General features: G+C 69.5%; 13 protein-coding genes and 1 pseudogene. 6 read left to right on the top strand and 8 right to left on the bottom strand.

What is annotated here, in order from left to right; genetic code table 11:
- Window positions 1–70 precede the first annotated feature (70 nt).
- The 3 genes and pseudogenes from ACWEQO_RS16535 to ACWEQO_RS16525 form a co-directional block, all read left to right on the top strand.
- Window positions 71–1,168 (top strand): annotated as a pseudogene (locus tag ACWEQO_RS16535) (MFS transporter); the annotation flags it as partial.
- A 64-nt stretch (window positions 1,169–1,232) separates the two neighbouring features.
- The gene (locus ACWEQO_RS16530) at window positions 1,233–1,820 is read left to right on the top strand and encodes an ATP-dependent DNA ligase (protein WP_452983568.1); all 588 of its coding nucleotides are present in this window, start codon (window positions 1,233–1,235) and stop codon (window positions 1,818–1,820) included.
- Between the two features lie 162 nt (window positions 1,821–1,982).
- On the top strand, window positions 1,983–2,714 hold the full coding sequence (locus ACWEQO_RS16525) for a hypothetical protein (protein WP_452983565.1): 732 nt from the start codon (window positions 1,983–1,985) through the stop codon (window positions 2,712–2,714).
- Between the two features lie 118 nt (window positions 2,715–2,832).
- Here ACWEQO_RS16525 and ACWEQO_RS16520 read toward each other — a convergent pair whose 3' ends face one another.
- The gene (locus tag ACWEQO_RS16520; protein WP_452983562.1) at window positions 2,833–4,155 is read right to left on the bottom strand and encodes a restriction endonuclease, SacI family; all 1,323 of its coding nucleotides are present in this window, start codon (window positions 4,153–4,155) and stop codon (window positions 2,833–2,835) included.
- Between the two features lie 265 nt (window positions 4,156–4,420).
- Here ACWEQO_RS16520 and ACWEQO_RS16515 point away from each other — a divergent pair, with 265 nt between their 5' ends.
- The 3 genes from ACWEQO_RS16515 to ACWEQO_RS16505 all read left to right on the top strand — a co-directional run bounded on the left by ACWEQO_RS16515 (window position 4,421) and on the right by ACWEQO_RS16505 (window position 6,006).
- A complete protein-coding gene (locus ACWEQO_RS16515) occupies window positions 4,421–4,774 on the top strand; it encodes a DUF317 domain-containing protein (RefSeq protein WP_452983559.1) in 354 nt (117 codons plus the stop codon).
- 104 nt (window positions 4,775–4,878) lie between these two features.
- Window positions 4,879–5,169: a hypothetical protein gene (locus ACWEQO_RS16510; RefSeq protein WP_386518453.1), complete on the top strand. Its 291-nt coding sequence runs from the start codon at window positions 4,879–4,881 to the stop codon at window positions 5,167–5,169.
- Between the two features lie 15 nt (window positions 5,170–5,184).
- Window positions 5,185–6,006, top strand: a complete 822-nt coding sequence (locus ACWEQO_RS16505) for a DUF317 domain-containing protein (RefSeq protein WP_452983556.1) — start codon at window positions 5,185–5,187, stop codon at window positions 6,004–6,006.
- Window positions 6,007–6,253: 247 nt separating this feature from the next.
- On the opposite strand, the gene ACWEQO_RS16500 is transcribed toward ACWEQO_RS16505, so the two are convergent.
- From ACWEQO_RS16500 to ACWEQO_RS16470, 7 genes are all read right to left on the bottom strand, one after another.
- Entirely contained in the window at window positions 6,254–6,946 is a 693-nt protein-coding gene (locus tag ACWEQO_RS16500) for a hypothetical protein (protein ID WP_452983553.1), read from the bottom strand.
- A 79-nt stretch (window positions 6,947–7,025) separates the two neighbouring features.
- The gene (locus ACWEQO_RS16495; protein ID WP_452983551.1) at window positions 7,026–7,469 is read right to left on the bottom strand and encodes a hypothetical protein; all 444 of its coding nucleotides are present in this window, start codon (window positions 7,467–7,469) and stop codon (window positions 7,026–7,028) included.
- Between the two features lie 230 nt (window positions 7,470–7,699).
- Complete coding sequence (locus ACWEQO_RS16490) at window positions 7,700–9,442, bottom strand: mobilization protein (RefSeq protein ID WP_452983548.1); 1,743 nt, start codon at window positions 9,440–9,442, stop codon at window positions 7,700–7,702.
- Between the two features lie 14 nt (window positions 9,443–9,456).
- Window positions 9,457–9,858 carry a plasmid mobilization protein gene (locus ACWEQO_RS16485; protein ID WP_452983545.1) on the bottom strand — a complete coding sequence of 134 codons (402 nt, stop codon included), beginning with the start codon at window positions 9,856–9,858 and terminating at the stop codon, window positions 9,457–9,459.
- A 550-nt stretch (window positions 9,859–10,408) separates the two neighbouring features.
- Entirely contained in the window at window positions 10,409–10,600 is a 192-nt protein-coding gene (locus ACWEQO_RS16480) for a hypothetical protein (protein ID WP_007491133.1), read from the bottom strand.
- Window positions 10,597–12,237, bottom strand: coding sequence for a hypothetical protein (locus tag ACWEQO_RS16475; protein WP_452983541.1), 1,641 nt, complete (start codon window positions 12,235–12,237; stop codon window positions 10,597–10,599). Before ACWEQO_RS16475 ends, ACWEQO_RS16480 begins: the two co-directional genes overlap by 4 nt.
- The gene (locus tag ACWEQO_RS16470; RefSeq protein ID WP_401459048.1) at window positions 12,234–12,875 is read right to left on the bottom strand and encodes a WhiB family transcriptional regulator; all 642 of its coding nucleotides are present in this window, start codon (window positions 12,873–12,875) and stop codon (window positions 12,234–12,236) included. The genes ACWEQO_RS16475 and ACWEQO_RS16470 overlap by 4 nt, the downstream gene beginning before the upstream one ends.
- Window positions 12,876–13,020: the final 145 nt, after the last annotated feature.

Genomic DNA, 13,020 nt, shown 5'->3' with positions numbered 1-13,020 from the left:
GCCCGCCCTCTGCGCCACGCAGATCGTGAGCTGGGGCATCGTCTACTACGCATTCCCCGTCCTCAACCCCCAGATCACCACCGCGACCGGCTGGCCGGCCGGGGCGACCACCGCGGCGTTCTCCCTCGCTCTCGTCGTCTCCGCACTCGCCGGAATGCGCGTCGGCCGCATCCTCGACCGAAGCGGCCCGCGCACCGTCATGACCGCCGGATCCGTACTCGGCGTCGTCAGCCTGCTGATCGTGGCCGCGGCCCCGAACCTGCCGGTCTTCTTCGCCGGTTGGGCGCTGGCCGGGCTCGCGATGGCGGCCACCTTCTACCAGCCCGCGTTCGCCGCCCTCACCCGTTGGTGGGCCCCCGACCACATCCGGGCCCTGACCATCGTCACCCTCGCCGGCGGGCTCGCATCCACCGTCTTCGCACCCCTGACCGCGACCCTCGCCGACCATCTGGCCTGGCGCCACACCTACCTCGTGCTCGCCGTGATCCTCGCCGCCGTCACCATCCCGGCCCACGCCCTGGCCCTGCGCGCACCCTGGCCCGAGGCTCCAACGAGCCCTGCCCACAAGGCCGCCGACGCTTCCGAAGTCAGTCGCAGCCGACCGTTCCTGTTGCTCGCCGTCGCCTTCGCCCTGTCGGCCTTCGCGATGTACGCCGTCGTTGTCGCTCTCGTCCCGCTCCTCCTGGAACGCGGGTACACCACCAGCCAGGCCGCCTGGGCCCTCGGCATCGGCGGCGCCGGACAGACCCTCGGCCGCACCCTGTACGCCGCACTCGCCCGCCGCACCACCGCAACGGCCCGCACCACGATCCTCATCGCGCTCGGCGCACTGACCACCGCCGCCTTCGCCGCCGCGCCCGGCCCCTACGGCCTCCTCATCGTCGTGGCGATCGTGGCCGGCATGGTCCGCGGCAACCTCACCCTCCTCCAAGCCACCGCCATCACCGACCGCTGGGGCGCAACCCACTACGGCCGACTCTCCGGATTCCTCGCGGCGCCGGCCACCTCAGCGGCAGCCCTCGCACCGTTCGCCGGCGCCGCCCTGGCCGTGCCGCTCGGCGGCTACGAGCCACTGTTCTTCCTTCTGGCCACCGTCTCCGTGGCCGCCGCGCTCACCGCACCGTGGACAGGCCCCGCCGCAGTACGCCGACGCCCTCCGCCGCGCTAACTTGCGCGTCATCCCCTGGCATAGTCGAACCCGCCCTCGGTCCTGTGCTCAACACGGCGACGACGTGCGGGTTCAGCGGTCGCCCCTTCAGGATCCCGAGAACCCGCGCGCTTCCGTGTGGGACGTTCTGGCGTTGCCCACCGGGGACGTGCGGGGTCGTCCGTATGAGGAGCGGCGCGCCTTGATGCTGGACGTGGTGGCCGGGCTGCCGGAGGGGTCGCCGATTCAGGCAGTGTCGGCGACGGAAGACGTGGAGGTCGCCCGGGTCTGGTGCGAGACGCTGACCGGTTCAGGTGTGGAAGGGGTGGTGGCGAAGTCGGGGTGGTCGCCGTACCGGGCGGGTCGGTCGTCGTCGTGGAAGAAGGTCAGACACGCGGAGACGATCGACGCGGAGGTGGTGGGGTTCACGGGGGCGTCGGGTCGGCCGCGGGCGCTGGCGGTGCGGTTGCCTGACGGCCGTGTTGCATTGTCTCAGTGGCTCGGGGCGCAGCTGGCCGCGCAGGTCGCGGCGGCGCTGGTCGACGTTGCCCCGGCCGCGCGAGGTCGGGCGGCCGGGGGCGAGTCGTTCACGGTGGCGGAGCCCGGACTACTCGTCGAGGTGCTGGCGGGGACGACGAGGCATGCCGTGGTCACCGTGGCGCGTGTGCGGTGAGCTGCCGCGGACGGGTCAGGAGGAACAGCCGGCCTTCAGCTCGGTGGGGGACCGCGGGTCACAGCGCACGAACTCCTCGCTTCGGCGTGGGCGAGGGCACGCCAGCCCTGAGCTGGGGCTCCGTTATCCACGAACGCGCGGACACCTCGTTACGCTGCGGCCGTGATCGAGCCCTCCCCGCTGCCGGGCGACCCCTCCGAGCTACACCTGCGCATCTCCTACGACGATGGACTCTGGGACACTCCCCAGGCTGACGCGCTGGAGTGCTGGAATGTGGCCATCCTGCACCGCCGACGCGCCCATGGTGAACATCACGAGCCGGTCAGCTCCAGCGGGTGTGCGACTGCTGATTGCTCCTCGTGCACAGTCGAGGATGTAGCCGTCGGCTCCATGGCGTTCTACCGGGTGCACCTCGACCGAGGCCGCAACGCCTACTGGGCCATGGAGGAGGAGTCGGAGGAACTGTACGAGACCGCGCAGGTCCTCCTTGATCCCGAGACGGGTTCCTTCACCGACGAAGTCAGCGAACGGCTGGAGTACGTCGGCTCAGCGCTGCTCGTCATGAATCGCGTGACGCTGGATCCGCCATGGCGCGGGCACGGCCTCGCGGCCGTGCTTGCCTGCGAGGTGATCACCCGGCTCATGACCGGCTGCCGGGCCGTCGCCTGTTCGCCCGGCATCACCGATCTCAGCAGCCATCGGCTGACGGCCAGAGCCGAGTGGGACCGCGTGAACGCCAAAATCGCCCAGGGGTGGGAGAGCCTGGGTTTCCGTCCCTACCGAGACAATGTCTATCTTCTGTCTCTCGCCTCGCAGGATCTTGAGGAGCAGCGCGGCGCACTGCGCAGGCATCTTGCCGAACTCGGTGGTTCCTGGCGGGCTGGCGCTTCATGACCAGCCCGCCAGCACGTGAGGCGAGCTGCCTGCTAACCCGGCGCCCTTCTCGGTCCGCGGGCAGCTGCGACGGCTGGCATCCGCTCAGTGGGCAAACGCGTGGTCGCAGCCCGCAGGACTACTCGGCTGCTGGAACATGAGAACCAGTAGTCGACCTAATAGGAGCCTGTGTTTCGCGGGCGATGATTTCGAGGAACTCGGTGACGGACTCGGGCCGCATCGCGGGGTCCTCTCTCGTTGCGGTCTCTACGACCGCACGCCATGCGCCACTCTCCGGTAGGAGGGGAATGTTTGCGCGGGGACGCTTTCCTGTGATTGCCCACCCGACGAATTGACCCAGGCTGTATATGTCGGCCTGCGGCCCTGCGCTGTGAGCGTCGTCTTCCAACTCGGGGGAGGCAAACCCAGCCGATCCCAAAGCTACGCCCATCCTCGTCCTCTGCGGGTCGGTCGTCATCCCTCGCGGACGCCTAACAATGCCCCAGTCAGCGACCACCCACCGACCGTCCAGCAGAAGAATGTTGGCCGGTTTGATGTCACGGTGCACATAGCCTTTTTCGTGTGCTACCTCAAGGACCGAACATACGGATTGCAGTAGAAGAATCAGTGCGTCGTCGTTCCGTAGGTCATCACGGTAGTCCAGGGCCGTTCCCTGTGCATACGGCATGACAAACCAACTATGATCTGGCGCGTGGTCCAGAATGGGCATGGCGTGAGGGTGGCCACTCAGGAACAGCCCGACTTCAATCTCCCGCCCCATTCTGGCGACGCGGCGCTCTAGCGGTGTGCGGAGCTTCTTCAGGGCTACCACGGAGCCCGTGGACTTGTCTCTCGCCCTGAAAACCTGAGCTTGGCCGCCATCTATAGGGATGGGATCGCAGGCGTAATTTTTGCGCACGCCAGCCATGTGGCGGGCAGAGAATTTCGGTTTCTTGTCGTCCTCCGAATGCTCGGAGCAGACTTTAAGGAAGGCCATGAGTGCCAACTTGCATTCCTGCGGGTTTTGCCGATCGAGGAGTCTCAGCGCCTCATCGAGCCCGTCGAAATACGTTCCCTTGCCCGCTTCGGGTCGGGGTATCTCGTCCCAATGGCTGTAGCGGAAAAAGGGCAGATTGTTGAAAGGTTCCCTTCCTGTGGTGTTCAGGTTGAAACCGAGTTCCACGGAAGCGGGTACAAGTACGCTGTGGCATAGAGTCCGGGCGGAATAGGATTGAGCATTATGTGTCTGCTGCTTGATGGAGCGAGGGTCAACGGTCTCATCGAGTGTTCGAGCGAGGAGTGCGGTACCCAACGCGGGGGTGTAAGTGCGTGGGGCTTCTTCCTGTCGCAGCGAGCGCGAAAGGTGCAGCCACGCCTCTGGCAGCGAAGTGGCTTTCATCGCTTGCCTAAACGCCTCGTCCAATGTCTGGCGGGCGATATGCGGGTCGAACCTGACTGTCATCTATCCCCCTGGGTCGATCAGTCTTAATCGTCCGAGCGTTGGGTTCGCCGCTACCGAATCCCGCGGGCCATGTTATCCATCTGCCAGCATCGGGCCGCATCGCACTGATGGTGCCGAAGACCGCCGCCCGGTGGCTTTGCTGTCGACGGACGGCAGTTCGCCGGGGGCAGACAGACAAGATCTCGGAAAGACTGGCCAACGGGCGCGAGGACATGTCAACGTAGACGACCTTGCAAGAAACCCCAGGTCAGAGAGGTGATTGCCCGTGACCGTAACCCCTGCGGGCCCCGGTTTCTCCACCACCGTCGAAGCCCTGCGACCGCGGGAGTGGCAGCTCGGCCCCGGTCAGCCGACTCTGGTCATGGACCAGTTCTCCGCCGAGGACTTCCACCTGATCGTCGATGATCGCGCTGACGTGCACGTCAGCTCCAAGGACGGCCGGTTCTACCTCGGCTGGTTTCCGCTCGGCCGCCCCGGCACGGATGGCGAGGGGTGGAAGATTGCGGTCGCTGGAACCGCCAAGGTCCGTGGCTACCACATGTCGTTCGATACCGAGACGCCGGCCGACATCGTCGCCGCCACCGTAGCGAGTGTGCTGGAGACCTCACGCCGCCTTTGACAGCGCGGACACTGACACGTAGTGCCCGCCCTGTGAGCGCTGGCCGTACCGAAGGCCGGCCCGTTCCGCTGCCCCCGTTTCCCCCGAGCCCCAGGAGGCTGTCCGTGACGTCCCCGGAGATGACCGTCGGCGATCTCATCGACCTGTTGTCCGGCTGCGACCGGAGTGCTCCGGTCCGCCAGGCCATGAACCCCTTCGTCCCGATGGCGCACCGCTTGGCGCAGGTACTGCAGTCGGTCGACGAGACCGGCCAGACAGTCGTCTACCTCGCCGAAGGGGCGGACCCAGACGCACAGCTTGGCCACCTTCCGCCGGAGGTTGCCATCGCCCTGACGTGGCAGGGCCCCGTCCAGGCGCCCCCGCGCCGTCCCCGCCGCCGTGCCGGCGGCAACTAGACCCACACCGAGCCCTTGGAGGCGCCCCTGTACCCCAACCTTCCGCCCGACCCGTCCACCCCGCGCGGCGGCCAACCCGCGTTCTGGGTCGGCCCCCGACACTTGGCCGGTGACGATGGACGCCTCTACGACGCCGTCGCTGACGCGCTCGCCGGCCTGGGCTGGACGAGCCTGACGATCGTCCGCGGACGGCACGAGCCGGACGAGGCGCCGGAGGACCGCCAGGTCCTGCGCAGCACCGTTTTGCACATCAGCCCCGACGCCTTGCGCTGGGCCCAGTGGGGCCTGGCGGACGAGCCGTTCCACCTGGGCGAGCTGCCGATCGCCTGGCAGATCTCCGCCCGAGCCGAGGCGAGCAGCCCGCTCGCGCAGTGGTCGGCCTACTTCACCCGTGACGTCCCCGGCGAGGCGGTGGTCGACTTCCTCGTCGCGCTCGACGCAAGTGACCAGCCTGCCGTGCCGCTCGCCGGATCCGAGCTGGTCCTTGACGCTGTCGCCGCCCACGGATGGTTCCGAGACATCGACCAACCCCAGGCGGCGGCGACGGACCCGACGTTCACCTCGCACATCAGCCTCGGCGAGGTCCCGCCCCTCATCCAGGACGCCGACCCGCGGGCTCTGTCCGCCGAGAGCGACGAGACGGGACCGGCCGGATGGCAGGCGTGGGCCGAGCCCGCGCTCGGCGCGCCGTGTCTGTGGGCGGCATCGTTCGCCGCCAGCGTTCCGCACGATCTCGTCGCCGCTTTCGCCGCCTCCCTCAGCTCGACCGCACCGGTCCTGCGGCGGGTACTGCCCGAGGCCACCCAGGAGCGCCTCCTGCGCGCGTCGGCCATCTAACGGCCCGCGTACCGCACTCGATGATCGCAGTCCGGCACCCTCCCCGATCGGGGGGTGCCGGACTTTCTTGCTTCTCGGGTGAGGGGGCCGTTCGGTCTTCGATGCTCACCGTGCTCTATGTCCAGCTCGGTCAGGTCCGAGCCCGGTACCAGAGCAAGCCGCTCGCGCCGCTCAACGCGTCAGCCAGTAACGCACTGCTGCCCCCGACCTGCGGTGGTCGGAGGCAGCAGCGTGACGTGCACGCAGGTCAGCTCGTTGCCGTGGCTTTGGTGAGGGCCTTGTCGAGGTGGCGATCGACGAGGGCCGGGGAGCCGGAGACGACCAGCAGCAGGTTGCCGTCGCGGATCGCGGTCTGCTTGACCACGCTGCTCCGTCCTCCGGCGATGAACGTCAGGAGCTGGCTCCACTGCTCGTCACCGCCGGCGTGGGGCGCGGGCAGCTTCTGCGAGGTCACGTCGACCGGGGTGCCGCCCGCGACGACCTGATAGGTCGGGCAGTCGGTCATGGCATCGAAGATCCGGCCGATGCCAGTGGAGAGCTTCTTCACGCTGTCGCTGTACAGCCCCTCGGAGATCTCCGAGGAGCTGCCGCCGTAGGCGAAGTCCGCCTCCGCCTTGTGCGGGAAGGCGAGCGTGCCGCCAGTCGCCGCGTCGCCGCCCAGCTCGCTCAGGGCCGGGCAGCCGATGACGGTGACGTCGTCGTGCTGGGCCGGAGGCTCCGGCTTGGGAAGATAGCCGCTGCCGAGGTCCCTCTCATCGAGCAGGCGGGACTCGAGCGCGGCCGAGGAGAGCGCGGCCGACTCCTGGGCGGCCTCGGTCGGCTTTCCCGTACGGGAGGAGGGGGTCTGGTACTTGGACCCGGTGGTGTCGGTGGAGCAGGCGGGCACGGCGAGGAGGGCGGCGGTGATGCCGAGTGCGGTGGTGGCGACGCGAACGCGCATGACGGAACTGACCCCTTGGTGCTAGGCGGCGGGTGGTCAGTGCGGACCCAAGGGCCCGGTGGGGTTGTAGGAGTGGTGGTCAGTGCCCGAGGTGGCGCAGGCAGTCCTCGAACGTGGCGTGTGTCGCGTCTGCAGGCCCCGAGTGCCGGTTGTACCAGGCGGTGTCGATGCGGGTCTCCAGCTGCTGGTGTCCGGCCCGGCACCGCAGCCAGATCTCACCGCGGGTGGAGAGGATGATCCAGTCCCGGTACGCGCCGCACTCGATGCAGGCGACCATCTCACCGTCGAGGACCAAGGGCTGCTTCCACGGCATCACCTTGCCTTCGACCTGGTCGTGGCTCGGCACCCGCAGTTCCGGCGGGAGGAAATCGTCCACGATGGCAGTCGGCTCGGCGGCCTCCGGCTCAGGCGCCGGCACTCCGAAGCCGGGCGGGACCTGGCCCTGCAGCTGCGCGTGCAGCTCGGCGAACTGTCTCTGAGCTTCGCTCGGCTCCTTGGCCCTGCGGCGTATCCGGTGAAACACCCTGGCGTCCTCCTCTACCTCGGCACCTCGTCCTGCGCGTTTCATGATCGTGCCTCACACCCCCCGTGGTTTCAATTCACAAAGTCCACAGCCCCCTCCGGCCAGGTCAGTAGGGGTACTCGACCTCTCGATTGCCCGGATGACGAGTGGGCCACGATGCGTGCTTCGGTCGGCGTGGCGGCATCGCCACGGCGGTGATGCGGTGAGACTGCGTGCCAGCCTTCGGTGGCTTACCGCGTCTGACGCGATGTCTCCTCTCCGCTGCGCCGCCTGCCGGGCGCGGAGGGCCTGGCGGCCATCCCGCGCGTCACGGACCGGTTCCCTGCGGTGCTGGTCTCGGGAAGCTGGGAGGCATCGGCGGGCAGGTCGGCTGTCCGCCGCATCCGCCACACGAGCACGTCGCTGACGGAGTCCGCGGTGCCCAGTTCGCGCCGAGCGGCAACGTCGGACAGGAGAGCGGCCGGGTCGTGGCCGGCGGCTTCGGCTTCCGCAATGGTTGCAGCCAGGGCGTACCAGCCGGGTTCGGAGAGGATCTGCTCGGCCAGCTCCGGCAGCGCCTCGCGCAGCAGCACCGTCTGCCGCTGGAGCATCGGCCGGCTCAGACGCCGACCACGCTGGTAGAGCACACCGAGCGGCTGGGCCGAGGCGGCCTGGTAGGCGGCGCGCAGGTGCTCGGCGGCCCGGGCGGCGGCCTCTGCCTGCTGGGCGTGCCCTTTCCTGGCGTGCCAGTGCGCGGTGGCGGTGATCAGGAAGAACAGCATGTCGATCGCCATCGCCGTGGTGGCTCCGTCCTCACCCCGGCCGAGGGCCGGACCGCCCTGGACGAGGTCGCGGGCGGCCTGTCGCAGGGCTCGATCGTGCCCGCGTACGGCGCGGACGTGAGAGCGCGAGGCCCGTTCGAAAGCCGTCGCTGCGTCGTGCAGTTCGCGTCGGGTGTGAGCGGCAGACGTCTTCGCGAGGGCGTCCAGGACCTCGCCGACCGCGGCGATGTGGGCGGCGGCGACCCCGTCCTCGCCGTGTTCGACGACGAGCATTGCCTGCCACACGGCCGATGCCGTTCCTCGCCGCGCGGAGGCCGGACTGCCCGGCCCTGTACGAATCGCTTCCTCCCGCCGGGCCGCAGGGACATCCTGCGCATCACCGGACCACCGCTCGCGGATGCGAGGCAACGACAGGTCGGGAGCCAGGCGCGCGCCGGGGTAGAACACCGGCTCGCCGTCCTTGTTCAGGTCGTCGGGCAGGGCGACCTTGTATCCGAGCAGGTCGCCGGAGGGCGCGGCGCGCTTGCAGATCAGGAGGCCGGCGGCGGCGAGCCGCTCGAAGAACTCCTCGTCGCTTCTCGCGCCGGCCACCGCACGCCGTACGGACTCACGCAGTTCCTCGCGGGCGGTGCGCTTACGGCCCTGGCGCCGGGCCTTGTGCCGCTCGGCACTGGTTGGTCGCTGGGCTGCGGTGCCGTCGCCGGGCTTGAGACGGCGCAGGCCCAGCTCCCTCTCCAAGCGCCGGGCCTCGGCCTGGACACGGGCGGCGTCGAAGTCCAGATCGGGCCGATAGCCGTCTTCACGGGCGAGCGTGGCAAGAATGTGGATGTGGTCGTCGGCGTGTCGGACGGCGATCCACCGGCAGCCTGCGCCCTGGTCGGGGTCGTCGATACCGGCGGCGGCCACCATGCGGCGGGCAACGTCGCCCCACTCCTCGTCCATGAGGATCCGGTCGGTCGGACCGTTGCGTACCGACAGGTGCCACACGTGCTTCTTCGTCCGCTGCTTGTCATCGAGGAGCGCGAGGGGCTGGTCCAGGAGTTGCTGGAGCTGCTGGTAGGTGGCCTGCGCGTCGCGACCGGGGTCAGGGGCGGCGTGGTCCCAGGAAGCCACCAGATGCGGGTCGATGTGTTCCTCGGCCTTGCCGGGGCCGTAGAGGTAGTAGATCAGGCCGATGGTGCGCTTCCCGCGCTTGTGGATCTTGGGGACCATGACGGGTGGGATTCCTAGTGGTGTTCGAGAAGCTGGTCGGCGACGGCTTGGACGCGGTCGGTGGCCCGTCTCACGGCGGCCAGCACGGCGTCGAGGTGGGCGTCCGCAGGCCGGCCGCCGGAGTTGATGGCCTTGGCTATCTGGTTGAGGTTGTTGCCGACCTGGCCGAGATTGCGGCGGGCGGCGAACACTTCGGAGATCAGTTCGCGCTCGCCGGCGATGGCGCCGGCGGCATGCTCGGGGTCATGGGCGGCGGCGAGTGCACTGCGGGCGAGGAACGCGGGCAGGCTCGTACGGGCTGCTGCGGCTGCGACGGCAAGGCGGTGCTTCTCGTCGTCGTTGAGACGGACGCTGCACACGTAGGTGCGCTTGTTGACGGGGGGCTTCGGCGAGCGCTTGCGCGAGGCGTTCTTCACAGCGCGACGCTCGCGACGCGGTACAGGCTTCTCCTCTGGCTGCGATCCGCCCTCGGTCGCAGCCTGACGCTCCAGCACCCCCCGGTGCTGGAGCGCTCCCGCTCCTGGGGCGGCACTGGCCAAGACGCGCTTCCCCGTCGGGGAAGAGTGTCTTGGCCGATAACTTGCTCGCCCCGAAACCGAGTTGGAGCCGGGATCAGATTCCGGGGTGGTGCCGTTCTTGGGTGCGTTCGTCATCGGGATGCGGGCCTCGTAGAGCGGGTGTATTGCTGGATGGTTGCGGCCAGCGCGAGGACATCGGCTGGACTGGCAAGGACGCGGACCGGTCTGTTGGGACGGTCCTGGACGAGCCACTGCCCGGTCGACGTGAGGACGACGGCGTGGAGGAGGTGTCGGCGGACCAGGACGTCCGCCCAGGCATCGGCCTCGGCGGTGGGCTCGGAAGAACGAGGGGGATGCGGAATCACGGTGTACCTCCTAAGAGGGGCGGTGGCCCGGCTTGAGCCGGGGCACGTTACGGATACGGGCCTTGAGCTGGGGTTTTGCCGGTTCAGCCGCACTCGGGGCAGCGCCCGACGTGGCTGTTGAGCGCGCGGGCCATCCGCTGCTTCGCGGAGGCAGCCTGCTTCGCGCTGGACTTCGCCGCCGGCCTGCCCGCGTGCCGCTCGGAGTGAGCGAGCATGAATCCGATCTCTCGCTCGTACTCCGCGCGGACGGTCTTGAACTGGTGGCAGGTCTTCATCGGGCGGTGCTCCTCGTCGTCTTGATGTCCTCGTTCCGCAGCTCCTGGAGGACGAGGCCGAGTCGGTCGTTACCGACACCCGTCAGCCCTTGGCGGCGGATGATTTCGCGCAGCTGCACTCGGGTAATCGCGCCGTTGCCGTCCCGTTCGAGCAGGGCGGGAACATGGGGGCGCACCTCGCGGACAAGCTGGCGCTCGGACTCACCCAGCTCGCGTGCCTGGCGCTCCGTCTGCGGAGAGCGGGATCGGGCACGCTTGTCCTTGTTCTTCGTCCGGGACGTCCTGGTCGGCTTCCGGCGAAGCGGGACCTTGTGTCCTCGGTCCTGGGTGGTTTCGGTCCCGGACTGTGGGGCGGTCGGTCCTCGGTCCTGGGTGGTTTCGGTCCCGGACTGTGGGGCGGTCGGTCCTCGGTCCTCGGTGGTCTCGGTCCCCGACTTCGCGATGCCCGGTCCCCGATGAGAATCCGGGTCCTGAGCTGCTACTTCTCGCGTGTTGTGGTCGGTCCTCATGGCCGCTGCGTTCCGCGCTGCGGCTTCCGGACCGGCGAGTTCGGTCCCTGGGACGGCACCGCCTTCAGAGGGCTTGGTTCCCGCGGCCGTTCCCGTTGCGTCGCCCTTGGTCCCCGCGCCGACCTCGGCTTCCGGGTCCGCCTCCTCGGGGACCGGTCCCCGAGGAGCCCTCGGTCCTCGGTCCCGGACCGGCTCGTCGGAACCGTCGGGACCGGGGGCGGGGACCGGCACATTCGCTGTCGGCTGTGCGGGGACCGTGGCCGCCGATGCGCTGTTGTGCACCGGGGGCCAAGGAGAAGGGAGCGGGACCGTGGCGAGCGCCAGCGCGTGCCGCCGAGCGGCGAGCTGGTCGAGCAGTTGTGCCCGCTGGAGGGGGTCGGTTCCGACCGAGGCCCTGCCGACCGCTTTCGACAGGCGTCGCGTCAGCCGCCGGCCGCGACGGCTCTGCTGCTGCTCGGGTGTGCGCTCGGCGAGGCGGGCGGCGAGGGTGACCGCACGGGCGGTGGCCCGGTCCCGGGTGATCTGCGCAGCGTCCCGGTCTCGCGCGGCGATGCCCAGGCGGGACAGCAGCCGCTCCCGTGCCTCCCGGCCCAGGACGGCGATCAATCCGTGCGAGGCTGCACCCGGGGTGCGCAGGCGCAGTTCGATGCCCATGGCCAGGTGCCACAGCATCGCCGCCATGACCGGTCCGACGAAGGCGCGGACTGTGCCGCCGATGGGGCCGCTCTCGGCGTAGGCGGGGATCACCTGCACAGTCGTGATCACCCAGACCAACGTGCCCGGCAGGCCGGGAGCGCCTTGGACGGCGAGGTTCTGCCGAGCCATCAGCGCGGTGGCGAACAGGGCGAGTTCGGCGGCGGCGAACATACCGACGCGCTCGGCGGTGCCGGCCATATCGAGGTAATCGGCCGCGAACCGCCATGAGGTGTCGGCGCTGTAGGCGGTGCAGCCCAGGGCGGCGACGGCGGCGACCTTGACTGCCGGGCCACCGAGACGTTTCTGCGGGCGGGTCCCCCGGCGCCGGATAGTCCAGGCGGTCAGCACGAGCGCGAGGGCGGCGGGCACGACGGCGGCGAGGAGGAGAGGGAGGTCCGAAGTAGCACCGAAGGCGAGGACAGGGTGGGTCATGCTGCCTTTCCGAGAGGGGCGTGCGCCGGGGTCGACGCCGCCGGGCGGCCTGCCGGCTGTTGAGTGCCGGGAACTGCGGGCGCGGGGGTGCCCTTGGCCTTGGAGGTCTTCTTCCGCTTCTTCTTGGAGCGGGGCACGCCGTAATTGCGGTCGCGGTCGAAGACCTTGTTGGCCGCTTGCCGGAGCAGGTCGCGGGCGTGCTTGTGACTGATCTGCAGGGCAGCGGCGAGTCGGTCGGGCTGCCAGCCCCGGACGTAGGCATGGTCGATGGCCACCTGCCGCTCGGCCTCCGTCAGGTGCACGTCGCGTCCATGGAAGAAGGCGGTCACACGCCGGTAGTCCAGGCGCCGGTGCAGGTTGTCGTGCAGCGGGCGCCGCTCGGCTTCGGTGAGCCCGCCCCAGACGCCCTCCTTGAGGACGTTCTCCAGGGCGAAGTCCAGGCACGCGCGGCGGACGGGGCACCAGCCGCACAGCTCCTTCGCCTCCGCGATCTCCTCGTGATCCCGGGGGCCGGGGAAGAACACGGCGTCGGCGTCCTCGACGTCCATGCCGTGGCACGCTCCGCGGACGTGCCAGCTGGTGTCTCCGATGCCGCGCAGGCCGGTGGCCGGCGCATCGTGGGTGGTGATGTGGCGCAAGGCGAGTCTCCGATGTGCTGCCACACCGGCCGGCTAGCGCAGTGCTCGGCGGGTGCGGCGTCGGGTGCCGGCTGCGGCGCGTGGGCGTGAGCCGCAGCCGGTGCGGGACGGTGAGGTTGCGGCGGTGCATCGGACGGGATGCACG

The sequence above is a fragment of the Streptomyces sp. NPDC004051 genome, from assembly GCF_053604275.1.
The sequence above is the reverse complement of the archived record's forward strand: the minus strand, read 5'-3'. Positions and strand labels throughout refer to the sequence as shown.

Coding starts and splice junctions, on each gene's coding strand:
- ACWEQO_RS16520 (WP_452983562.1), bottom strand. CDS start 4,155: ATGACAGTCAGGTTCGACCCGCATATCGCCCGCCAGACATTGGACGAG.
- ACWEQO_RS16500 (WP_452983553.1), bottom strand. CDS start 6,946: ATGCGCGTTCGCGTCGCCACCACCGCACTCGGCATCACCGCCGCCCTC.
- ACWEQO_RS16490 (WP_452983548.1), bottom strand. CDS start 9,442: ATGGTCCCCAAGATCCACAAGCGCGGGAAGCGCACCATCGGCCTGATC.
- ACWEQO_RS16480 (WP_007491133.1), bottom strand. CDS start 10,600: ATGAAGACCTGCCACCAGTTCAAGACCGTCCGCGCGGAGTACGAGCGA.
- ACWEQO_RS16475 (WP_452983541.1), bottom strand. CDS start 12,237: ATGACCCACCCTGTCCTCGCCTTCGGTGCTACTTCGGACCTCCCTCTC.